The 24,894-nt window shown below is 40.0% G+C and carries 15 protein-coding genes; 6 read left to right on the top strand and 9 right to left on the bottom strand.

Annotated features, from left to right (window positions below; genetic code table 11):
* Nucleotides 1-222: 222 nt before the first annotated feature.
* The 3 genes from KCG35_RS03705 to KCG35_RS03715 are packed head-to-tail and all read right to left on the bottom strand — an operon-like array spanning nucleotide 223 to nucleotide 3,384.
* Entirely contained in the window at nucleotides 223-666 is a 444-nt protein-coding gene (locus tag KCG35_RS03705; protein ID WP_215818321.1) for a hypothetical protein, read from the bottom strand.
* 59 nt (nucleotides 667-725) lie between these two features.
* On the bottom strand, nucleotides 726-1,340 hold the full coding sequence (locus tag KCG35_RS03710) for a class GN sortase (protein WP_215818322.1): 615 nt from the start codon (nucleotides 1,338-1,340) through the stop codon (nucleotides 726-728).
* Nucleotides 1,330-3,384, bottom strand: a complete 2,055-nt coding sequence (locus KCG35_RS03715; RefSeq protein WP_215818323.1) for a marine proteobacterial sortase target protein — start codon at nucleotides 3,382-3,384, stop codon at nucleotides 1,330-1,332. The genes KCG35_RS03710 and KCG35_RS03715 overlap by 11 nt, the downstream gene beginning before the upstream one ends.
* 210 nt (nucleotides 3,385-3,594) lie before the next feature.
* Here KCG35_RS03715 and KCG35_RS03720 point away from each other — a divergent pair, with 210 nt between their 5' ends.
* Nucleotides 3,595-3,987, top strand: coding sequence for a VanZ family protein (locus tag KCG35_RS03720; RefSeq protein WP_215818324.1), 393 nt, complete (start codon nucleotides 3,595-3,597; stop codon nucleotides 3,985-3,987).
* A gap of 103 nt (nucleotides 3,988-4,090) precedes the next feature.
* Here KCG35_RS03720 and KCG35_RS03725 read toward each other — a convergent pair whose 3' ends face one another.
* The 3 genes from KCG35_RS03725 to KCG35_RS03735 all read right to left on the bottom strand — a co-directional run bounded on the left by KCG35_RS03725 (nucleotide 4,091) and on the right by KCG35_RS03735 (nucleotide 9,480).
* Nucleotides 4,091-7,225, bottom strand: a complete 3,135-nt coding sequence (locus KCG35_RS03725) for an efflux RND transporter permease subunit (protein ID WP_215818325.1) — start codon at nucleotides 7,223-7,225, stop codon at nucleotides 4,091-4,093.
* A gap of 101 nt (nucleotides 7,226-7,326) precedes the next feature.
* Nucleotides 7,327-8,574 (bottom strand): efflux RND transporter periplasmic adaptor subunit, encoded by a 1,248-nt coding sequence (locus tag KCG35_RS03730; RefSeq protein ID WP_215818326.1) that lies wholly within the window; start codon nucleotides 8,572-8,574, stop codon nucleotides 7,327-7,329.
* A gap of 456 nt (nucleotides 8,575-9,030) precedes the next feature.
* Nucleotides 9,031-9,480: a transposase gene (locus KCG35_RS03735; RefSeq protein WP_215818327.1), complete on the bottom strand. Its 450-nt coding sequence runs from the start codon at nucleotides 9,478-9,480 to the stop codon at nucleotides 9,031-9,033.
* A 306-nt stretch (nucleotides 9,481-9,786) separates the two neighbouring features.
* On the opposite strand from KCG35_RS03735, the gene pdsR reads away from it, so the two are divergent.
* The 4 genes from pdsR (at nucleotide 9,787) to KCG35_RS03755 (ending at nucleotide 16,476) form a co-directional block, all read left to right on the top strand.
* A complete protein-coding gene (gene pdsR, locus KCG35_RS03740) occupies nucleotides 9,787-10,488 on the top strand; it encodes a proteobacterial dedicated sortase system response regulator (protein ID WP_215818328.1) in 702 nt (233 codons plus the stop codon).
* A gap of 8 nt (nucleotides 10,489-10,496) precedes the next feature.
* A complete protein-coding gene (locus tag KCG35_RS03745; RefSeq protein WP_215818329.1) occupies nucleotides 10,497-12,602 on the top strand; it encodes an ATP-binding protein in 2,106 nt (701 codons plus the stop codon).
* Nucleotides 12,603-12,681: 79 nt separating this feature from the next.
* Nucleotides 12,682-15,927: a DEAD/DEAH box helicase gene (locus KCG35_RS03750; protein WP_215818330.1), complete on the top strand. Its 3,246-nt coding sequence runs from the start codon at nucleotides 12,682-12,684 to the stop codon at nucleotides 15,925-15,927.
* Nucleotides 15,928-16,065: 138 nt separating this feature from the next.
* The gene (locus tag KCG35_RS03755) at nucleotides 16,066-16,476 is read left to right on the top strand and encodes an ASCH domain-containing protein (protein ID WP_215818331.1); all 411 of its coding nucleotides are present in this window, start codon (nucleotides 16,066-16,068) and stop codon (nucleotides 16,474-16,476) included.
* Nucleotides 16,477-16,849: 373 nt separating this feature from the next.
* Here the strand turns inward: KCG35_RS03755 and KCG35_RS03760 are convergent, their stop codons facing one another.
* Entirely contained in the window at nucleotides 16,850-18,142 is a 1,293-nt protein-coding gene (locus KCG35_RS03760; protein WP_215818332.1) for a hypothetical protein, read from the bottom strand.
* 656 nt (nucleotides 18,143-18,798) lie between these two features.
* On the opposite strand from KCG35_RS03760, the gene KCG35_RS03765 reads away from it, so the two are divergent.
* A complete protein-coding gene (locus tag KCG35_RS03765; RefSeq protein ID WP_230408987.1) occupies nucleotides 18,799-19,677 on the top strand; it encodes a TPR end-of-group domain-containing protein in 879 nt (292 codons plus the stop codon).
* Between the two features lie 545 nt (nucleotides 19,678-20,222).
* Here KCG35_RS03765 and KCG35_RS03770 read toward each other — a convergent pair.
* Together KCG35_RS03770 and KCG35_RS03775 are read right to left on the bottom strand one after the other, a co-directional pair.
* Nucleotides 20,223-23,336, bottom strand: a complete 3,114-nt coding sequence (locus KCG35_RS03770) for an efflux RND transporter permease subunit (RefSeq protein ID WP_215818333.1) — start codon at nucleotides 23,334-23,336, stop codon at nucleotides 20,223-20,225.
* Nucleotides 23,337-23,350: 14 nt separating this feature from the next.
* Nucleotides 23,351-24,526 carry an efflux RND transporter periplasmic adaptor subunit gene (locus KCG35_RS03775; protein WP_215818334.1) on the bottom strand — a complete coding sequence of 392 codons (1,176 nt, stop codon included), beginning with the start codon at nucleotides 24,524-24,526 and terminating at the stop codon, nucleotides 23,351-23,353.
* Nucleotides 24,527-24,894 lie beyond the last annotated feature (368 nt).

Consider the following 24,894-nt stretch of genomic DNA (forward strand, 5'->3'; position numbering starts at 1 on the left):
TTTAGAGGTGCCCTTATATAACCTTCACAGCAAGCACATGCTTTTCATTCGGTCAGTTAGTCACTTCTATCACCTCTGCAAAATTAAGTATACAGCTTAATTTTGGCCTTGAATGCACATTAGTCCTTTTAACAATATATAAGACCAACAAGGGAGGTGCGAGTGCTCAGGCATCAAAGCATAAATGCTTTAGTGTCTAAGCACTCAAGTGTAGGGTAGGCACTAGGCTAGACAGCGAAGAGAGCTATTGCTTAGCTGGCCAGCAAGGTGAAAAAAGTTAGAGCGAGCAGGTGTAATCACCTGGCCTGCACTATTTAAAGCTCCTGTTTGATAAGAAGACAGTAACTGAATCTTGCCTAGTAACTGTTTATTTAAGCTATCAATCTGTATAACTGGAATTCTGTATTCTGTATGTTCGGGACCACCAATACGCTTCACTTCAAACTGCTCAAGATAATGAGAATTAATATCAAAGCTGACAATATGGGCAGCACCAAATTGTGGAAGATACCACTCGAGAGCAAGTCTGCGAGCGAATGATTCATGAAGCAATGGGTAGAAGAACTTTTGTTGCATCTCCTCACCCGGAAAAGCAGCAAAGTCCCGTTGCTTCAGGTGTGCCAGTTGTTCTGGACCAATTGGGCGGTAAAGCGTTGTTGTTTTCATGGGTCGTCAAGCTGCAAAAGAAAATTTAATTGCCTGCCTTATGTAATGCAGTATAGAGATTAAATGGTAAAGTGCTGTGCGTTTGTTAATGTTTTTAGTTGCTGTTTTGTTTTTTTCTGTATTGCTTGCACTATATAACGATAAGGTCCACCAGCCTCTACGGCATCAAAGGGATAGCAGGTTACTAAAATAAGTTGATTAAAGCTATTATCAAGCACTAATTTTTCGGTACGGGTATCAGCAATTTTAGTTTTTATGACTTGATAATGAATTTTTTGCTGGCGAGCTTCAAGTGTTAATACGTCTCCTGTAGTTAGTTCTGCCAGCGGGCTAAAGTGAGTGTCACGATGACCACTAATCACCACAGTACCAGGATTTCCAGGTAAAACTGAGGCGGAAAGATGTCCTGGCGCAAAGGCCAACTCTCGCCCAGTAGCGCCAGATAAGACAATCATGGGTTTTTGGTGTGGCAAATAGAGTCGTGCTATAGGCCATGTATCCGCCCACTGCCATGGTTTTTGAACCTGTTTACCTTGTTCGCTGTTTTGCCAGGCTTGCTCAAGAAGAAATTGAGCGAGTGTTGCTTTTCCATATATGTAGCCAGCATGCAGTGTATGCCACCCAGAGCCTAACAACAGAATAAGACCTAAGTACTTGAAAAATTTATATTTCATGATGTTTCCTCATCGTACTCCAGCATAAACAAAGCAAACCGAGTAATGCTGAGATAAAAGCCATTAGCAGATGCCATGGCGCAGTGGTGGCTGTTTGAGGAAAACCTGTTGTTTGATAGGCATTACCATGGGGCAGTGCATTAGAAATGTTAGTGGATTGAGTTTGTTGATGAGCCGGCTTTACAATTTGCTCTGCAACAGCAACGAAGCTGGTATAGCGTGAGGCAAGTTGGTGTGTTAGCGCAATTTGCGTAATCTGTTCTGGTAGTTCGCTGTTATTTGTTTGAATATACTCATCTTGAAGCATTTCAATTTGTTGTCTTGCCCATAATTTACCAATACCGTTTGCAGGCTGATGAAGCTGTGTTTGTGGAATGACTTGCTCCCAAGGCTGCCTACCCATTTTGGCTTTAATCACTAGCGAAGATTTAAGTGACTCTAGTTTCTTTGTGATAATTAATGGCTGACCTTGGTATAAATCTGAGATTGTTTGTTGTTGACCATCTGGCCAGGTTACAGTGATTCCGGAGGCAATTGGGTTTTGAATTTGATTAAATAAATGCGTGATACGTTGTTCAACTGTATTCATATGAGGAACGTATGTAAATGTACCTCGTCCAAACTCAGCTGATTTACGCATAAAATAGCTATTAGGCGCAGACCCAATGCCTATAGTAAATAAGCGGCGTGGGGCTAAATTTTGATGTATAAATTGAAGTATTTCTACTTCGTTCCCTACGCTACCATCGGTTATAAAAATAATTTGACTGAGTTCGACGTCTGTAAGTGGCAATGTGACAGCTGCTTGTAAAGCAGGCAGAATTTCTGTTCCTCCATTTGCGGCTAAGTCATCAATAAACTTAATTGCATCAGCCATACTTAACATGGATACTCGCTGAGAGCGTTCAAAAAGGGTTCTTGTTGTTGAATCAAACGCAATAATATTAAACCGATCATTCGGGTTTAATTGTCGTAATGCAAATTGTAAGGCGGTTTTTGCTTGTACTATGGAGCTTCCAGCCATTGAACCAGAAGTATCAATGATAAAAATTTGTTCTTTGCTTAGCGGCGTTTTATTTTTTTTCATTTTAGGTGGTGCAACCATTAACAGGCCGTAGGTTTCATTATGAACCTCTTCAGTGAAAAAGGTTGCCTGAGGTTGGAAGGCCGTTTGTGGTTGCCATGTTAACTCTAAATCTCGGTCAAAGATAACCGCATCATTTTTCAGTTGGACTATGTATTGATGGTCATTCTTATTGATTTTGAGTTTATGAGTTGAGCTGTTCAAACTGACTAATGGTAAACCTGCATTTATATTAATAGTTAAGTCTACTTTTAAAGGTGTTTGAGGGGCAGGGCGTTGTGGTAATGGTGGTAGTGATGATGTCTGTGGCGAGGAGAGAAAGTTTGTATCTGTCTTAGTGGTTTGCGCGCTTTTGTATCTTGGTGTGATCGTCATTGGAAATCGCAACTGGTACTGATTACTAATGTACGGCACTGATTGCATATAAGAAATTTTAACTTCTATGGTTTCTTCGGGGGCAATATTGGCGACTTGTGTTGTGAACAAATTGGGTCGATCTTGTGATAAGAGTGAGGCTTGTTGACCAGCAGCTTTTGCTGTCGTGTAAATGTGTTTTGCTTCCTCTTTGCGCTTAATTAAGCCTTTGATCGTTCGGTTACCAATGGTCATTTCCATAGCATAAACTGCAGCATTTTCGGGTAAAGGAAAAGCATAAACACCTTCTGCCCATTCTGAACCACTGTTTTTAAAGCGCTGAGTGACAGTGACAGCAGCAATTATACCGTTTACATCAATGTTTACATGATTGTCTAAGCGTAGTGCATTGATGTAGGTGGTTTTATTTTTGAGAAGCAAACTGCCAGAAGTGACTTCCTCTGGACTTTGGTATATCTCGTGGTAATGATTGGTGGTACTGGCTTTAGCAGCACTAAAGCCTAACAGGCTTAAAAAGCAAAATAGCCACAGACCAATGGCCAACCACCCTAGATATTGATTAAGTGCTGCGAAATCGTCTTTCATTCTAAATGCTCCTTCCTCGTTATTGTTTATTTAACAAGGTAAAAGCGCCATTGTTGTTGGTCTAATATGATAATTTTGGGAGCAATTGTGGCGAAATATGGCACAAATGACAGACTTGGCATTTTAAAAGACATAAGTTGCTTTTTAACCCATCATTTATCTAAATAATATGAAAATATTTAGTTTATGATCCTAAAGGTGACTGATTTCATGTTCAGATACATTCCCGTTGTTGCTTTTTTTGGTTTTATTTGTTGGGTAATAGTGAGTGCGGACAGTGGTCAGCAAATCATTTTTATGAAAATGATGGCTGGTGTACCTTATGGTGACAAATTAGGTCATGTGTTTTTATATGGGGTATTAACTTGGTTGTTAAATAGTGCCCTTAACTACAAGTTAATACAACTAAGAGGAAAATCTATATTATTAGGTGCGGTGATTGTTTTTAGTTTTGCGTTACTGGAAGAAATAACCCAGCTTTACTTTCCTCAAAGAACCTTTGAGTTGATCGATTTGACTGCAGATGTTGTTGGTATAACTATTTTTTCATGGGTGCCCTATATTTTTTATCGAAGAAAACAACTCAATATGCTTATTGATTAGCAATAAAATTCATTTTTTTATCGATTTTTGCTTTGTCTGTGCTTATTCCCCCCCCCTTTGGCGAAAGTTACTAAAGGGGAGGAAATATTTTGTTTTAGCTGTTCTACGCGGCTTGTTTTTTCGATACGTAAATACGTACTTTTTTCTTTAACTGGCTAATATCTTCTACAACGCCATAAAGTGATGGAATCAGGAACAATGTTATTACTGTAGCAAAGAGAATACCGAAACCTAGGGCTATTGCCATTGGAATAACAATTTTGGCTTGAAGACTTTTTTCCAAAATGATGGGTGCTAGTCCTAAAAAGGTTGTCAGTGAAGTTAGCAGGATAGCGCGAAAACGTTCTTTACCAGATGCTTGAATGGCTTCGCTAACACTTGTTCCTCGTTCTTTAACTTCTCTGTTGATAAAATCTACCAAGATGAGACTATCGTTGACTAAGACCCCTGCAAGTGCGATGAGTCCATAAATCGACATCATGCTAATAGGGACATTGAAAAACCAATGACCTGCAACAGCACCGATTAGACCAAATGGAATAATAGCCATAATGATTAAAGGTTGGCTATAAGATTTTAAGGGGATTGCTATCAGGGCATAAATGAGCAATAGTCCAAAAATAGCCGCTTGAATCATTTTCTGGATGGTTTTTTGCTGCTCTAAACTAGCACCTTCCAAGTCGGTTTTAAGCGATGGAAACTGGCTTTTCAGCGATGGAATAAAGTTATCCTCTAAGTCACTGATGACTTCTTGTGGCTCTACTTTACTAGGATCAATATCTGCGCTGATTGTTACTACATTGGTACTATTTATTCGTCGTATTTCACTGGGTGCTGGTTCCTGTCGCCAACTAACAGCCTGATTGAGTGGCATAGTGTTTTCACCATCAACCCGTACTTTAAAATTAGCTAAATCACCTAAATCAGAACGCTCACCTTTAGGATAACGCAGCATTACTTTTACTTCGCTGGTACCCCGTTGGAAGGTCTGGATTTCATCACCATGAACACCTTGTCTCAACTGATTTCCTATATCGGCCAAGCGCAGCTGATAAGCAATAGCTTCGGGCATAAGAGACAGTACAAAGTCTGGGCGAGGTGCACTGTAACTGCTTTCAATATCAAAAACGCCATCATAAGTTGTCAGTTGCTTTTTAAACTCTGCGGCGGCTTGAATAAGCACATCCTGATCCCGACTGGAAAACTGGAAGAAGATAGGTGAACCACCACCTGCATTAGTGCTGGAATCGAAGCTTAGCTTTTTTACACCGGGTAACGTGCCCACTGCTTTACGCCAGCGATCACTGATAGTATTTGCATCCCACTGTCGTTGTTCAGACTTGGTTAGTTCAACAACGAGTTCACCACCTGTTTCATCAGTCGTAAATGTGAGAAGGTGTTTTAAAAATCCATTATCTTCAGGATACTGTTTCTTATAGCCTTCATTCATGTCGACTACCTTTTGCTCAATAAGTTTGAGCGTATTATTACGACTGGTGTCGGATGTACCATCATTCATGGTCAGATTAACTTGAATAAAGTCTGATGGCACATTGGGGAAAAATACAAAGCGTACGATACCACTTTGCAAAACACCTATGGTAAGCATGAGTAAGCCAGTAAACAGAGCAATTGTGGTATAACGCTGTTTATAGGAGCTAGCTAATAATGGTTGGTAGACTCCCTGAATTAATGACTGCAGTTTTGCATCAAAACGATCTTGTAACTTGGTGAGCCAGGTTTTTTTATCTGGCTGATATTTCATGCTTACAAGGTGAGCTGGCAAAATGAGTTTTGACTCAACCAGTGAAAACAGCAGACACAAAATGACAACCATTGCAATGGATTCAAAGAAGGGTGCAGCATTTCCCCCAACATTAAGAATGGGACCAAATGCAGCCATGGTTGTCAGTACACCAAAGGTTGCAGGGACCACTACGCGCTTAACGCCAGAAATCACACTTTGATGGCTATGGCCATATTTAACAATATGAGTGTAGGCGCTTTCTCCAATAATAATGGCATCATCAACAATAATGCCGAGCACTAAAATAAATGCAAAAAGGCTGACTACATTGACAAATACAGGGAAAGGTCCATGAGGCATTAACCATAATGCACCAAGAAAACTGATAGGAATACCTAACACGACCCAGAAGGCAACACGAATTCTTAGGAATATACTTAAGACGATAAAAACCAGTAATGCCCCAATGCCCATATTTTCGAGCATCATATTTAGCCGGCCTTTAAGATAAAAAGATATGTCGCCCCAATAGGAAATTTGCAGAGAGGGAGGCAGCTGTTTTTGCTTATCTGCGATGTATTTTTTTACTGCATCTGCTGTAGCTATTTCGTCATCACCCGCAGCCTCAACATATAAGCCAACGGATAATTTTTGATTAAAACGAGAAAAGTCACCAGTGTCTGCAAAACCATCAGTTATTTTAGCAATATCTCCCAGTAGCAGCTGGGTACCATCTTGATTCGCACGGATGACAATTCGGGAAAATTCTGCAACGGTTTTGGCCTGACCTTCAGCACGTAGTTGAATGCGCCCGCTTTTAGCTTTAATCACACCACTGGCGATATCAATTGAGCTACGCTTAAGTGCATTGGCTATTTCATCAAATGTCAGGTTGTAGGCTTGTAAGTCCTGCTCTGAAACTTCAATGGCTATTTCAGCTTCGCGAATACCGTAGAGCTCTGCTTTACTCACTTCTGGTAGGGCTTGAACTTCATCTCGAATTTCCTCTCCGACGCGATGTAATGTTGCATAATCGACATCACCGAATAACGATGCCCAAATTATCCGGGTTTTTCGCTCACTTTTGCTGATGTGAGGTTTTTCCACAGCATCGGGAAATGAAGTAATACTATCAACTGCAGTTCTCACTTCATCCATAATGTCATCAACACTATAGCCATTGGTCACTTCCAATGTAATGTTGGTATAACCCTCTATGGCAAAGGACTCAACTTTTTTAATGCCTGCGATCGTTCGGATAGCTGACTCAACTCTTAAAGTAACGCTTTGGGATACTTCAGTAGGTGATGCGCCAGGATAGCTGATAGAAACAACAACGCTATCAAGGGTGAAATCAGGGAACATTTGTTTTTTGATGTTAATTGCTGAAGATATGCCTACAGCGAGTAAAAACATCATAAGCAAATTTGCTGCAACAGGATTGGCAGCAAACCAAGCAATGATACCTGACGATGACTTAGTCGTTTGCATATTTATTAGCCTAAAACTTTCTCTTGCTTAGAAACTCCGTGCTTAAGCACATAAGCCGCATGGAGTTGAGCTTTGCATGCTCGGTTTTTACGCTGTCCACTTTAGCCTTCACTTGAATGTGTTGCGCTGGATGTAGCTTTTTTACTGGATGCTGCTGGTGTTGATTTAATGGCGACTGCTGATTGCTGTTCTGTTTTAGTGATATTCACTTGCAAGCCAGGAATAGGGTTTGGAATAGCTGTGAGGCATAGTCTGTCACCATCACTAAAGTTATTCTTTATAAACGCACTGGCACGTTGCTCTCGAATAAGTTTTACTGGATGTATACGCAGAGTGTCGTTTTTATCAATGACGAGTAATTGTTGACGGTTAATTAACAGGTGACGTGGAATTTTAATGACACTTTCTGCTGCTATACCAGCAATGGTGGCTTTGACAAATGAGCCAATTGGTAGTGGTGCCTGTGCTTTTTGTTTTGCTGAAGTGAGTGAGTAAGGATCTTTGATGCGTGCAACTAAATAGTGCATACGGGTTTTAGTGTCAACGACAGCTTCTTGGCGTGTAATAATGGCTTGCCATTGATGGTCAGGATTATGGTTTGAAGTCAGTGTTACCTTTGGTCCTTGGAATTCGCTTTGCCCAAAGTCAGGTAGATCAAGATAAGGCATGTCACTGCGTTTGATGGGTAAGCGTACTTCTGCATAATCTGTAGCAAAAGTATCTCCAAGTTGTGCTCCTGTTGTTACATACTGTCCAACATCAACCTGACGAGCTTTTGTCATACCATCATAAGGAGCACGAATTTTTGTACGAGCAAGATACTGTTGTGCTTTATGTAAATCAGCTTTGGCTGCATGGACGGCAGCTTTGGTTTCTTGTACATAAGGTTTGCGTAATACCAGGTCATTAGCTTGCTTTAATGAGCGTCCTCGCTGGGTCCAATCTGTACGAGCGGCTTCGGCTTTACCTTGTTCCTCCATCAGTTTGGCTTCTGCCTGAGCAAGCTGGGCTTTGGCTTGCTCAACAGCTACCTGATAGTCAATGGGGTCGATACGAAGGAGTATATCTCCCTTTGTAAATGTGCCGCCACTGACGAACGCCGGAGAAATTTCCAGAACTGTGCCTGCCACTTGTGAAATCAGCGTTGTTTCGGTGCGAGGGTTGATAGTACCCTGACTTGCAACATGAAACTGTACAGTCTCTTCTGTTAACGGTTTAGTTTCTACAACAAGTGGAGTAACAGGTTTTTCAGATTTGGCTGGTTCAGGTTTCATATTACTTAACTGCCAGGTAGCGGCAGACGCCAATGCTAATAAACCAATGGGGGTGATAACCTTAAGCCACCTCATGAATGAAAGTACTCCTAGATGCCAAATCAAACTGACAGGGTCATTTTATAAGGGCGAATACCATAGCAAGAACAAGAGTCTCTGCCAAAGAACATTTCACTTTATTAAGAAAGTCTTAATAAGAGTTTCACTGACTGATTTGACCTCTTTCTCCCAGCCTGTATAACAGCCCTCAAACTAAGACAGAAGAGTATGAAAAATGATCCTAAGTTATGTGAATATTATTTGTTTTTTGTGTGAAGGGTGTTTTTCTTTGTATTTTGTAGTAGTGGTACTTTCAAAGGAGGGGAGGTTTATCTCAAACTTTTTTAATTTTTTTCTAAATTAAATGTTTATTTGGAGAAAAATAAAAGTACAGTGATGAATGAAATCTGCAAAAATTAAAATATATTTACTGAAAAATATACTCGTGTGAGCAAGAGTTTTCTAACTCACACAGAGCATTGATTAAGGAAATCACAAAGGTGTTGTGATAATAGGTAATTGGTTAACACGATGTGTGGTTTTGGACTTTTCAGTAGTTGATTGGTGTTGTTTAAGAAGTTTTCGTTTTACTCTGCGGGCAGTGTCGTAAGAAACATTGAGTTCATGCATAAGTGATAATGCAGACAGTTTCTTTTGATGAGCAAGAAGATAAGCAGCTCTAAACCAGTCTTTAAGGGGAAGTTTAGTGCCTTGGAATATTGTACCACTGATAAGTGATTGCTGACGGTGACAGTGGTTACATTGGTATAGCGGACGTGTTTTAAGGGTACAATGCTTAGCGCAACCACAGCTTGGACAACGGAAACCTTCAGGCCAGCGGAGTTGAAATAACAACTCGTGACATTGACTTTCTGTGCCAAATTTATCTGTGAAGTGTTCAAACCCCTGAGCTTTGACGAGCGATACTAAATCAATTTCCATGATGAATCCCTTCTGCAATGATGAATGTATTGCGGATTTGTCCATTGTATTAGTCGTCAATATACGTATATTGATCTCTATCAGGGTTTTTCGGCTGAGTTAGATGGGTAATTTATAACTCATACAAAATGATTGTTACTCATTTTACTTGAGAGCTCTGTTCTTGAATTTCTGTTAATCCTTTCCTGTCTTAGCTTTAAGTGGTTCATTGTTGATCTTGATTACTTACTCTTGATCGTCGTAGTAGTTGTCATTGGGTTTATCGCGCCGCATAATTGGCGACTGTTTGTTCTGGTGGAGGCTTAGATGCAGCGTTATATCGCCATCGTAGAAGATGAAGTGGCCATTCGTGAGAACTATCGGGCAGTACTCACTCGATATGGTTATCATGTCAGCATGTATAGTAACCGCCGAGAAGCGATGGCGGCATTCAATAAGCAGCTTCCTGAGCTGGCCATCATTGATGTTGGCTTGGAAGATGAAATTGAAGGAGGCTTTGATCTTTGTCGAGAGCTTCGGGCTATTGCCCCACAGTTACCCATCATTTTCTTGACGGCTAGAGACAGTGAGTTGGATGCTATTTCTGGCTTGAGATTAGGTGCTGATGATTACCTGACGAAAGACATCAGTTTAGAACATATGGTTGCACGAATTGTTGCATTGTTTCGTCGTGTTGATGCACTTCAGTCAAAATCACCTGCTGAGCAAGGTCAACAATTATGCTGTGGTGATTTAGTGATGGACCTTGATCGAATGACTGCAAACTGGCAAGCGCAGTTAGTACCTTTGACGTTAACTGAGTTTTGGCTGGTATACGCATTGGCTAGGCACCCAGGCCATGTTAAAAACCGTCAGCAATTGATGGATGCGGCAAATGTCGTGCTTGATGATAATACCATTACCTCGCACATTAAGCGTATTCGTAAAAAATTTTCGAAGCTGGATACTAATTTTCAATCTATTGAAACAGTATATGGGTTTGGCTATCGCTGGCATCCACAAAAATAGCAGTCTGTATGCGACTTCATATCCAATTATTTATTATTAGTCTCATTACCCTGGCGTTACCCTGGGCGGGTTGTCAGTACGTAAAAGAGACAGAAATTGCGCTACGTAGTGGCCAGGAGCAAGCGGTACAAGCAACAGCAAATGCAATTGCCAGTACACTGACCACAGTGACCTGGCCCAGTGTGGTGGGGGAGCAAGTGCTGTATGCACACCCGTTGAATATGCCTCTGGTGATTGATGGCTATCATGAAGATTGGCCGTTTTTTAATCAACAAATTAATAACTTTCTTAGTTTAAAAAAAGAACCAATGGTGATGCGTTTGGGGGCAGGTGGGGACCAAGCACTCTACTTGCATATTACTTATCAGGATGATCGCGTCATCTACCAAACACCTATGCAGCGCTCGATATTTGCATCTGATGCGTTGTTAATTCGAGTCCAAAAAGGCAATGAGCATCAAGCTTATTTAGTGCGTACACCTGCACCAGGTAAAGTCATTGCAGAACAAATTCTTATTGAAGAAAAACAAATTATCCTTATACCCGAGCCGAATATTCAGGGGCAGTGGCAAGAGACAGCTCAGGGCATCAATATAGAGTTACGTATTGCTCATCAGCAGGTGGGGGATCGGGTCGCTGTGGGTATGGTTGACTATGACTTTATTAACCAAGTGCAAACAGTGGGGGCACTTTTTAGTGAGACGGTGATTGGTGAAGATAGTCTAATTGCTGCACTGGCCCAGCCAGAATCCATACCTTACCTACTTGTTACGCCAGCGCCACATCTACAGGCCCTGTTATCACCCTTTGCGTCATTAGGGCAAGAAGTGGTGCTGGTAACACCGCAAGGGTGGGTGCTTGCCTTAGCAAAACCTAAAAATTCGGCATTGGATGAAGATATCGCGCAACAGCATGTGGTAGTACCTTATTGGCAAAGGACTTTGTTACACTGGATTTTGTCCTCGTCAACGCCTCTACCAGAATGGTCTTTGCAATCGGGCCGAGTGAATTCTGAATTTATGCAGCATGTTTTGCAGAATAGTTTAGCTTCTCAATGGTTTCAGGGAAGTAAGCGATATACCAATAAAGTTGTAGCGGGGACACCTGTCGTACAAAGTGACAAGGTCATTGGTGCAGTGTTTGTTGTGAATGCTTCTGATGAAATTGTCTCGCTGACAGATAAAGCCTGGCTGGGAATGATAGGCGTAACTTTTTGGGTTATTACGCTTGTTGTCGTTGTGCTTGTGGGGTATGCGATTCTATTATCAAGCCGTATACGACGATTGAGTCGTCTTGCTGAGCAGGTATTAACGGCAGAAGGGCAGTTAGCGCAAGTATTTCCAGCATCAAAGCAAAGGGATGAAATAGGGGATTTATCCAGAAGCTTTAAAGTGTTGCATCAACGTCTTTGGGACTATATGCATTATTTACAGAGTTTATCGAGTAAATTGGCTCATGAACTTAGGACTCCATTAGCGGTTATGCGTTCTTCACTTGAAAACCTGGAAATGGAAAGTTCACTTTCTGATAGTGCGAAAGACTATGTATTAAGGGCTAAAGATGGGGCAGATCGGTTACGGCATTTAATTGATGCTATGAGTGAAGCGAAACGTGTAGAACAAAGCTTAGCACAGGCAGAACCCGAGTGTTTCCCGCTTGATCAAGTGGTCAATGGTATGGTTCTAGCGTATCAAGATGTATATCCTGAACATCGCTTGCAGGCAAACATACAGCCAGGATCTTACCCTTTATGGGGAGAAGCTGATTTTATAGTACAGTTGTTGGATAAATTGGTGGATAACGCGGTTGATTTTACCCCTGCTCAAGGATTAATTCGAATAGCACTTAAACAAGAACAAGAAAACTATTATTTAACGGTATTTAATCAAGGCTCATCTTTACCAGATTCAATGCGTGATCAACTATTTGATTCTTTGGTATCTGTTCGCAAAGAAACCTCTTCTAAACAGCACTTAGGGTTTGGTTTACATATTGCCAAATTAATTGTTGACTGGTTCCAGGGGCGTATTATGGCAGAAAATGCAGAAGAAGAGCATGGTGTGATATTTACTGTAGTGTTGCCCATAGTTAATCGCTATACACCAGTGAAATAAATTGAGCTTTGCTGTGCAAATGATTCATCATTAATATCAAACTAAATTGTAAACGCGACAGAGTTTAGTAGGATCAGCTGTGAATTTTCTTAGATATCAAGATATAGAAGATAATATTTCCAGTACTTTTTTAAGAAGAGGAAAGGATTATTTTCGACATGGGCATGTTGATAAAGTCTATTGGGATAGTGATGACGGTGTTATCAGATCAGTAGTGAGTGGTCGAAACCGCTATACGCAGGAAATTCATGTAAGTAAATACCATGCTGAAGTAGATATTGACGGTTATTGTTCATGCCCCGTTGATTATAATTGTAAACACGTTGCTGCTGCTTTATTAAAGTATTTGGACCAGCGAGGTAAGAGTGCAGAAAAAACGTTACCTGAATCTCAATTGAGTTTTAGCTTATGGCAACAACAATTTGAATCTGTAATAGCGCAAGAAAAACACACGACATCACCTTTTAGGTATGACGCTACTCCTGGTAAGGAGTTTGTTGTTTATATTTTACAGCTGAATAATGATGATCTGAGCATTGACTGTTACTCTACTAAAAAGTACAAAAAAGGTGGATTTTCAGCACTTCAAGATGTTTATCGTGGTTGGTATGGTAATCATGTATGGTCAAATGCAGATGAGATTATTAAAAACTTAACTGGTAATGCTGATCACTTATCTGAAACCCGTAACCCCTACCAATTACTTACTCATTTAGCTAATAGTGGTCGTGCTTATGTTGGTGAGTTTGAACCTAATAATATGTTAACCGAAGGACGCTTACTTGCTATCCAGTTTAATTGGCAAGCACAAGATAACTTAAAGCAACTCAAGTTATGTTTAGCCAATGTAAGTGATGATGATTGGGTGGTATTAGCAACCCAGCCAGTATGCTACTTTAATAAAATAACAAAACAATTTGGTCGTATTAATACCCAACTAAATTATGATGTACTGTTAATGCTGCAAAGGTTGCCAGCATTGGATGTTGATCAGCAGTTTGAAGTCGCAGCTCTTATTAGATCTGGGCTAGGCAGTTATGACATACCATTACCAGTGGAGTGGAAAGTAACAGAGGTTAATGAGCAACCTATACCCAAGTTGTTGATAAGTAAGAGTGCTGGTGGTCAAAAATACTTGGGGGAGCTGATTTTTATTTATGGCGAACACGAACTTCCCTATTCAAAAGAGCAGCCAGCAAACCCACAGACTGTGTTTAAAAATAATGTTGAATACTCGGTGAGACTGCACCCTGATCAAGAGCTGTTAGCTGTCAAACAGCTAGTTGAAAGTAATTATCTGCCAGAAGATAATGATTACACTGGTTTTCCTTGGCAAGATGAAAAGCTGCTTTTTAATATTGCACATAACCCAAGTGATTATTATCAGTTTAAGACTGAAGTTCTTCCAGTGTTGCAGGAGCAAGGGTGGAAGTTTGACGAAACGGCCATATCTGAGCAGTTTAAAACAGCGAAGAGCTGGGATATAACGACTCATGATGAAGGTTCTAACTGGTTTTCTTTTGCATTAGATATTGATATTGATGGTACTAAAGTTGCGGCGTTACCCCTTATTATCCAGTGGTTAACATCTGCTTCGGGAGATAAAATAGCACGTGCAGAAAAACCTGTTTGCTTAGCGTGTGAGGGCATTGGGTGGATTGTAGTGCCTGCAGAAACTATTAATTCTATCTTGGATATCTTGGTTGAGCTTTATGATCGTCCAACGTTATCTGAAGATGGTAAATTAAAAGTAAATAATGCTAGTGCTGTTAGACTAGAAGCGCTTGCTGAAGCATTACAACAGGTGAGGTGGTTCGGTGATAAGTCAATAAAAAAACTTGGTAAGGAATTGGTTAACTTTAAAGGAATAAAAAAACTTAAACCGCCAAGGGGCTTAAAAGCAACACTTCGCGACTATCAACAAGAAGGAGTTGAGTGGTTGCAGTTTTTGAGAAAGTACAGGTTTGGTGGTGTGCTTGCGGACGATATGGGGTTAGGCAAAACGATCCAAATTTTGTCACACATTCAGTTAGAAAAAGAGCGGGGTCGGTTAAAACAACCCGTTATGGTAGTAGTGCCGACCAGTGTTCTAGGAAACTGGCAAAAGGAAGCGGCTAAGTTTACCCCTGGCTTGAATACCTTTGTCTGGTATGGGACTAATCGTAATGAATATTTTGAGCAACTGCCAGAAAACCAGTTAATCATTACCAGTTATGGCACCTTTCAGCGTGATGCTGAGCGACTAGCTGAATATGAGTATCACATGCTTATATTAGATGAAGCTCAGTATATAAAAAATAGTAAATCAAAAATATCAGTATCTGTTAGGTTGATTAAAGCGAACCATCATCTCTGTATGACCGGCACTCCGCTTGAAAACCACCTTGGTGAGCTATGGAGTTTATATGACTTTTTAATGCCAGGTTTTTTGGGTAATGAGCGTAGTTTTAATCGTTTATTTCGTAAACCGATTGAAATTGAGGGGCATCAGCAGCGACATCAAGCATTGTCACAGCAGGTTGGACCTTTTTTACTAAGAAGGACAAAAGACGCTGTTGCTGATGAATTGCCTGAAAAGACAGAAATGATACGAAGTGTAGAGTTAAGTGCTGGTCAGCAGAAACTGTATGAAAGTATTCGCCTCAGCATGGAAAAGAAAGTTCGGAGTTTGCTTAAAACCAAAGGCTTAAACCGGAGCCGAATAGAAATTCTTGATGCATTAATGAAGCTACGCCAAGCTTGTTGTGATCCAAGACTTGTTAAATTGGACAAAGCGAAAAAAGTAAAGCAATCTGCTAAGTTAACTTTACTAAAAGAACTGTTGGTAGAGTTGTTAGATGAAAACAGAAAAATCTTACTCTTTTCTCAGTTTACCAGTATGTTGACCCTTATCGAAAAAGAAATAAATGAGTTGAAAATTCCCTATGTTAAGCTAACAGGACAAACTCGTAAGCGAGAAGAAGTTATCAGTAAGTTTCAAAGTGGTGATGTACCACTATTTTTAATTAGTTTAAAAGCTGGTGGCGTTGGACTGAATTTAACTCAAGCAGACACGGTGATTCACTATGATCCTTGGTGGAACCCCGCAGTTGAACAGCAAGCTACTGACCGTGCTTATCGCATAGGACAGGATAAACCCGTATTTGTTTATCGATTAATTTGTACAGGAACAGTTGAAGAAAAAATCTTAGCGATGCAGGAAAGGAAACAGTCGTTAGCGGATGGTATTTATAATAATAAAGCAGGTGAACAACTCGCATTAACAAGTGAGGAAATATTAGACTTCTTTACACCTGGGGGGGAAACTAAAAATGATATTTTCTAGGAAAGAGCGGTCATACTCGCTCTTGTTTGTAAAGCTATAAATGCAACCACTAATTTGTGTCTAGCTTGTACAGATGGTTTTTAGGATATGCCATTGTAAAGGGTATATTTACTAAGAGTTGTTAGTTAGGTATATACAATGTCATCAGGATTCATGATAGAAATTATGGGCAAGCCGGTCAAAATAGAATACTCAGAAGGTGATATTCATGTGATTGGCTTGATGGATATGCCTTTTGAGTGGATCAAGCAAGGCTTAAAGTCTGTCGAGATACGGGCTAATAGTGATGTCCGACCATTTGATTATAGTGTCATTAAACCTGGACATACTTTACGATTGATTAATGAACAAACTGGAGAATCGTTAGAACGACGCGTTATTCGAGTTGATCATTACCAGACAGTAAAAGAACTGCTTAATACAGAGGGGATGGAAAACACGTTACCCACTTTAGGGGCTGTTGCGGATGCTATTGAGTTGATACATAGTTTTCCGGGCTATAAGCAGGGTATAGCAAAATATGGTGTCTACGCGATAGAAATTCAGTAAAAAATTTAACGACAGTTTTAAGCTTTCTAATCTAAAATTATACCAATATTAATATTGGTATTTTTATAGTGTTTATTTCATATTTGGTTTTAAACAGGGCAATCACATATAATTTTACCTTTACAAAAGCTATTTTTTTAAGCACCTTTGCCCAACGACTGCATAACGCTCGTTGAACACGCGGTGAATCCGTCCCTGGATGCTTATTTGCCGCAAACAGTCCCACATGAGCTATTCATGTATTGCATTGGCATGATGTGTTGTGATTAATAGACTTGACCCTTTTACCCTGTTTGATGAGGAATGGCTAGTTTAAAAGGCACAATCTATATTCATCACGAAATTTTTATCTGCAAATGAGTAATAAATAAGATTACTCTTGTAGTTCTTTTAACGCTAATTGTTTTTCTAATTCTGCAGGAGATAGTGACGTATTTACTGTAATGCTTGTCAGTTGTTGAAATAATGGATGCTGTTGAAGCTCACTCAATGGTAATGAAGGGAAATGATTATCACGCAAACAATGTATTAATTTAAGTGTTTTAAACCCATCAAACCAGTGGTGAAAATGTTCTTTTAGTTTTTTACCTGTTAATTTTTGTTGAGTAATATGTTTTTCAAACTGGTGAATTTTTAAAGTAGAAAGAGTATCAATTATATACTGGGGTAAGTGATCAAACTGCTTTTTTAGTGATTCTGATGTCAATGTGTTTTCTGTCTTAAAGACAGATAATAATTTTTTTAGGGCATTAAAACATTCTGGGTTATAGTATAAGTAATCTGTTTTTGGTTCGTTTAGCGTTGAAATGGACTGTAACGCAGGACCTGTTCCAAAAGGTACGCGGTCAGATAAGCGCGCATCAATGATAATAGGTTGGCCTTTGAGTGAAATGATTTGGCCCACTTTGGTCAGCTTATTCAAACAGTAGAAATCTTCACCAGCATTCCGGCAAGGAAACCCTCTGACTTTTGCATAGGCTTCAGAATGAATAGCTAATAAGCTACCTATTGTATGAAAGGCATAAGGTGAGCCAGCCCAACGTAAACCCAATACATAATAACGAAGTCGAATATCATACAGTTGTTGGCTAACAGTTAAGCTGCAGGTATCTGCCTGGTGTTGATAATTATAAATAAAGGCACTGCAGTTATTTGATGCTAATGGATACTCTATGACTTGCTTTAAATAGTTACCAGGTAATACTGCATCCATATCCGTTGAGAAAATCCAGGGTAATTGAACAATGCCTTGATGTATCAGATGGCAGGCAATATCGGCGCCTATTTTTCTAGCGAGGCCAACGCCGGCTTTTACTGGAATAAGGTTGGATTCCGCTGAGCGGTTAATGACATAAAGCCAATAATTTTTAAAAGGTACTAAGCTATTCTGGTTCGTTTTATGATCAATATTGAGCTGGTTTAAGAGTTTATGGTTGTTATTCAACTGGGTAGAGGAAACATTACTGGGAGCGTTAATAACAAGTACTATTAGCCAGTTGTCTTCAATATGGAGTGGTTGCAGAAGACGTTCTAGTAATTGTAAAGGCTCATTAAAGCAGGGCACTACCAGCACACTATTAAACTGTCTTGTTTGTATTGTTGGTTGAATTTGTTGGGCCTCAGTTTCGGCATACTTCTGTAAGTACTGTTGAACTAATGATGACATAGTAGTGATTGGGTTAAACCTTCAACGCTGAAAGATATACTTTTCCAAGAGAACATATACCCGTCGCATTGGATATAGCTGGGTAAAGCTTGGACATTTTAGAAAAAGATGAGTTTAGGCTCAAATGTCTGTTATTAAAACTGTTTTAGTGCTTGATATGTGTATTGTTTTTCCTATAAAGCGGTATTCCGAGAATAGTTGAGTGCACACTAGTTTTATTGCGAGTTTGTTGCCAGCTGCTTATGGGGTAGTATCAGCAGAGGCAAGTGCGCTTAGTGTAATAAATAGCGAACTGGAGGCTTCATCTTACCTCATAAGTAGTAAAACAGAATATAGACAGTTTGAAGAATTAGTACATAAGAAAACTACAGGTGATCTGAGTTAGTTAAATCAGCTTGCTTGGGTTGTCAGTCATACAATAAACTAGAAAAAGTTAACACGCAGACCTTTACTCCTCAACAAAAGGCTTTACAGGTTTTATGAAAAGTAAGTAGAACCAGTTACACTTTTATAAGGTTGCATTTAAGATGCATAGCATCCACGGTATCTTATATTTACGCTAAATGTTAGGCATGAACTGGGATATCCATGTTTTGTAGTGGCGCACTAAGTTAAGCCACTTAATCAGTGTTGTTTGTCGTGAGGAGTAGAGTGTAATGCTTTTGTTGCATAAACCAGTGAAAGTGATCACTACAATGATCTTTTTATTCCTGGTGTTGCAGGTTGGGCAGAGTTTAGCTGCTGAAAAGCCCTCCCCTGAAACGGAAGATAAACCCGGTATTTTAGAACGTCCACTCATGGAACGATATGTATTGGATGAGTTAAAATCGTTACGTCAAGATCTCCTTTTGCTCAAAAATGATGTCACACGCGATTTAGCAAATACGCAATTACAAACAGCGGATAGATCCCTTGAGTATACAACTGATACGGTCAATAACATTTTTTTTATTATCACGGCTGCAACCTCAATACTGATCATTGCGGGCTGGAGTTCTTTGCGTGATGTAAAAAGTAAAGTAGATGAGCTGGTTGACTCAAGGGTACGTTTGATTTCTCAAGGTTATGAAAAACGACTTGCAGAGCTTGAGAAGAAGCTTCGACAGCGTACGGATCAAATTATTCAAGCACAGGAAGAAATAGCGCTCACTAACAATATTCACTCGTTATGGATGCGTTCTGGCTTAGAATCAACGCCTCAATCTAAGATAAAAATATATGACCAAGTTTTAAGTTTAAACCCTGAAGATGTAGAGGCTTTAACGTATAAAGCTGACGCAGCGTTAGAGCTTGAAGAGCCCCAGTGGGCTTTGAGCTTGTGTAATAAAGCATTGGAAATTTCATCAGAATACCCTTATGCCTATTATCAGCGTGCATGTGCTCATGCAACGTTAGGCTTGGATGATCAGGCGGTGGATGACCTTACCAAAGCTCTTGAGTTATCAAGTACCTATGTTGATGAAATGAAGGAAGAACCTTCGTTTAAATCATTATCTGAAAATGAGCGCTTCTTAGCATTGACTTCTCATCATTAGCGCTTGTGTGGGGATTTTCAGTATATTTAAAAGTAGACATGATCCAAATACGCCATCATTGATATTTATGTGTATATTGCTGGATTGTCAGAGATAATGGTAACGGCCAAAGCTTTGACCTACACTTCGGTGTGATGTTTATCCAGTGAGGCATTTTGATGGAGCTCATTCAACTGATCTTCATGCTGTCAATATTGATATTGGCTGGTGTGCTAACAGTAGTAAAGACCAAAGGGGACAAAACATTCATGCGCGTTTTAAAGTTCCTTGGGATCTTTATTTCAAGCGTTCCTATTATTGGTATAATTCAGGGTTTTATTGTTAGAAAACGTTCTCCTTTATACTCAGATGCTTGCTTTATCCAGGCTATTTTTTGTGGCATTGGATATATCATTGTCACTCAGGTATTGCCCAAATATGTATGAAAGTAGCACGTGAGTACTGAATTATCATAGTGGCATGCTTAGTTTATTTTAATAAGCATTCAGTGTGGAAGCTAAATGCCATGAGTATAGAGGTAAACAGGTTTATAAGTAACTGCTTGCTTAGCCTTGTTTTTTTAAGCGTTCTCTTAAGTGTTGTATGATGGCATAAAATACGGGTACTAGAAGAGTTCCCACAATGCCTGCCGCCAACATCCCCCCAAAAACACTGTAACCAATTGAGTGTCGGCTGGCTGCTCCTGCACCTGTGGCAATAACAAGTGGAACAACCCCGAGAATAAATGAAAAAGCAGTCATGAGGACAGCTCTGAAGCGTAATGTAGCAGCAGTTATTGCGGCATCCTGTATGGATAAACCTTCGACTTCGTGTTTTTCTTTGGCAAACTCGACAATCAGAATTGCATTTTTACTGGCAAGTCCAATTAGTAGCACCAAACCAATTTGGGTATATAAATTCACATCTGATTGTGCAATCCATACATTTAAAAAAGCGCCCAAAATAGCGATAGGAACTGCGAGTATAACTGCCCAGGGTATAAGCCAGCTTTCGTATTGTGCAACCAAAAACAAATATACAAATATCAAGGCAAGAGAAAACAGTAGAGGTGCCAGGTTACCTGCTGCAAGCTCTTGATAAGTCATTCCAGTCCACTCAAAACTGTAACCATTAGGCAGTGATGCTTTGGCAGCTTGTTCCATTGCGGTGACCGCTTGTCCGGAACTATGACCTGCTGCAGGCTGACCATTGATGGTAACACTGGTAAAAAGGTTATAGCGATTTATTACATCTGGGCCAAGCAGTGGCGTGACCGAAATGAGTGTACTTAGGGGAACTATTTCTCCTGAGGCACTGCGAACATAAAATCGCTTTAAGTCATTTTCGTCATTACGAAACTCTGGTTCAGCTTGTAGTAACACTTTATAAGTTTTGCCAAACTTATTGAAATCATTAACGTACAGTGAGCCGAGCTGTGTTTGTAGTGTGCCAAAAATATCAGAAAGAGGTACACCTAAGTTTTTGACCTTTTCGCGCTCAACATCAATGAACATTTGTGGCACGTTTGCACGAAATGTACTAAATGCAACTCCGATTTCTTTCGTTGCGTTGGCAGCCAAAAGTAAACCACCCATAACCTGTGCTATTTCTCTTGGGTCCCGACCAAGCTGATCTGTTAGGACGAACTCAAACCCACCCGTGGTTCCAAGTCCAGGGATAGCTGGGGTGCTGAATGCTGCTGCTTTGGCACGGGCAATGGTTGAAAGTTTTGCCTGTACCTGTTGGATAATGGCGGATTGATATAACTCTGGTTCTTCCCGCTCATCCCAAGGATTTAGTACGGCAATTGCTAAGCCTGCATTGGATGACATTGCGCCATTAAGAATACTGTATCCGGCTACAATCATTACATCAGAAACACCTGATACGGTTTTTACCATATCTGTTACTTGATGCATTACTTCAGCAGTTCTATTTAGAGATGCGCCATCAGGGAGTTGCACATCTATCATAAAAAAACCTTGGTCCTCTTCAGGTATAAAACCTGTTGGGAGCTGTTTAGCAAATACAAGTAAAATAGCGATTAACGCTAAAAAAAGTAGGCTTACGATGAATAATTTGCGAACCAAAGAAGTTACTGCACGTTGATATTTGCCAGTAAGCTTGTCAAAGCCCTGATTAAACCACCTTAAAATAAAAAAGGAAGGTGCTGCTGAAGGTTTAAGGAGTGTGGCACACAGTGCCGGGCTTAAGGTTAGCGCATTAATAGAAGAAATAATTACAGAAACAGAAATGGTGATGGCAAACTGAGCGTACATTTGTCCAGTAATACCAGGCATTAGCGCAACAGGTGTAAAAACAGCAAGTAATACCAAGGTTGTGGCAATAATGGGACCGCTTACCTGTTGCATTGCTTTTACCGTAGCTTCGACAGGAGATAACTTTTCTTCTTCCATTAAACGCTGGACATTTTCAATAACAACAATCGCGTCATCTACTACTACGCCAATGGCTAAAATTAGGGCGAACAGTGAAATAGTGTTTATTGAAAAACCAATAGCGAGTAGAACGGCAAATGTGCCAATCAGGGAAACTGGAATTGCGATAGAGGGGATTAATGTTGATCGCCAATCTTGCAAGAATATAAAAACGACGAGTATGACCAGTAAAACGGCAACGATAAGGGTTTCAACTACTTCTGCAATTGAGGTTTCAATAAAGCGTGTTGTGTCGTATAAAATTTCAAAACTAATATCATTAGGAAACTGTTTAGCAAGCTGTTGCATTTCTTTTTTAACTTGCTGTGCAACCTCCAAGGCATTGGCATCAGGTAATTGGTAGACGGCGAGAATAACACTGGGGCTATTATTGAGCTCACCAAACCAGCCATAAGAGGCAGAACCAAGCTCGATTCGGGCAACATCCTTTAAATAGATTGATGACCCATCGTTACGAGATTTTAGTATGATTTGCTCAAATTCTTCAGGTGATGAAAGTCGTCCTTTAGCTTGTAAAGCGTACTGAAATTGCTGGGTTGGTAGTGACGGGGCTGCACCAATTTGACCAGCGGGTACCTGAACGTTTTGTTCGTTGATGGCATTGTCAATGTCTTGAGTGGTAATGCCATAAGTGGACATTTTTGCAGGGTCAAGCCAGATTCTCATACCGTAATCTTGAGCCCCTAAAATTTGGGCATCACTGACCCCTGATACTCTTGCTAAAGTATCTTTTATATTGATACTGGCATAGTTTGATAAAAAGAGTCCGTCATAAGAGTTATTGGGTGAAATCAAATTAACAATTAACAGCATGTCAGATGATTTTTTATCAACGGCTACGCCTTGTCGTGTGACTTCAGCAGGAAGCTGAGGATTGGCCAAAGCGACACGGTTTTGTACATTAATTTGCGCCATGTTTGGGTCAGTGCCGATGGCAAAGGTAACTGATAATCGGTAGCTGCCATCATTAGCGCTTTTAGACGACATATAAATCATATCTTCAACCCCGTTGACTTGAGATTCAATGGGGTTAGCAACGGTATCCTGAACAACCTTTGCACTAGCGCCAGGAAAGTTCGCTGTGACCTCAATAACAGGGGGAGTGATAGGGGGAAATTGGGCAACAGGTAATACTGGAATAGCAAGAAATCCTGCCAGTGTAATGATAATTGAAATGACAAACGCAAACTTAGGACGATAAATAAAAAACTGACTGATCATAGTGTGACTCCCAATCAGCTTGCGCTTGTTTCATTAAAAGGTGCTACCTGTTGTTCAGTCGGCTTGACTTTTCCTCCAATTTTAACTTTTTGAATACCTTCTGTAATAATCACTTCACCAGGTTTTAATCCATCGATAACCTCCCAGCGAGTTTTAATTCGTTGTCCTAATTTCACTGGGCGAGCTTCAACAACTTTTTCATTATTAACAACCAGAACGAATTTACCTTGTTGATTTTCTTGAACAGATGCTTGAGGAACCAATAATGCTTGTTGCGGTGTTTTTTGGCGTAAAATAAGGGTGACGTACTGGCCAGGAAGCAGTATTTTATTATCGTTGGGAAATACAGCGCGTACCTTTATTGTCCCAGTGGCCTGGTCAACCCTATTATCCATAAAGTCTAATTTGCCATCATGAGGGTACATTTTATCATTTGATAGTCGTAATTGGGGGACTACAGATGGTTTTTCCTGGCCCGCAGAAATACGCTTTCTGGCTTCCTCTTGGAAGTCCACAAATGCTTTTTCATTAACCTGAAAGTTTACATAGATTGGGTCAAGCTTAACGATAGTTGCTAGAGTATCCTGATTTGGGGTGACCAGATCTCCTAAGCTTAATAATGATTTTCCTATACGGCCTGAAAGTGGCGCTGTAACTTTGGTATAGCTTAAATTTAGTGAAGATTTTTCGAGCTGGGCTTGAGCTCCCTTAAGTGCTGATTCAGCTTGGATTTTTTTACTGGTGAGTTCATCCATTTGGGATTGGCTGATAGTCCCTTTTTTTACAAGACGTTCACCTCGATCGAAGTTTATCGTTGCTTCATCTAAAATAGCTTGTAATCGCTCAATTTCAGACTGGCTTTGGTCAACAACAGCTTGGTAAGGGGCAGGATCTAAAGTAAATAATAACTGATCTTTTGTAACCTCATCTCCTTCATTAAAGTGTCTTTCCAGTAATGTACCTTCGACACGGGATCGAATATTTACATCTTCACTTGCTTCAGTTCGGCCGACTAAGTCGATGGAATGGAATATTTTGTCTTCTTTAACTGTGGTTACAATGACTGCAGGAGGTTCTTGAACGATGGGTTCTTTTTCACAACTGACTATGCTTATTCCTAGAAAAGCAATTATTATTACAGTACTGATGAGCCTGATTGGTTGATCCTTTTTATAGCATGCGAACGACATCCCTGTGCTCCTTAAGGCATTGCTTACTTCAAGTATTAATAATAAGTACGTATTTGTTTGTTCATCTTTGTGATTTTAGTGTTTTATGGTTAAAGCAATGGTGGGCAGGTCCCTTGGTATTTAGCATATAGATAATAGTTATAACTGCATAATAGTTATGATTAACTAACATGAATATAAAAATGTAACTTAAGTATCTTAATTAATAGAGATGAAAAAAGTATTGAAAGAGCATAGTGGTCTAAGTGGCCGAGTGATATTACATTATAGTTAGCTTTAGAAATGTAATTATTGACATAAAAAATAAAGTTTTGTTGATTTTTTTAATCTTTTTCATTAGGTAGCCGATATAAGAAGTATGTGATGCT

Origin of the sequence: Zooshikella harenae (assembly GCF_018837975.1) — a bacterium.
Taxonomy (GTDB): Bacteria; Pseudomonadota; Gammaproteobacteria; order Pseudomonadales; family Zooshikellaceae; genus Zooshikella; species Zooshikella harenae.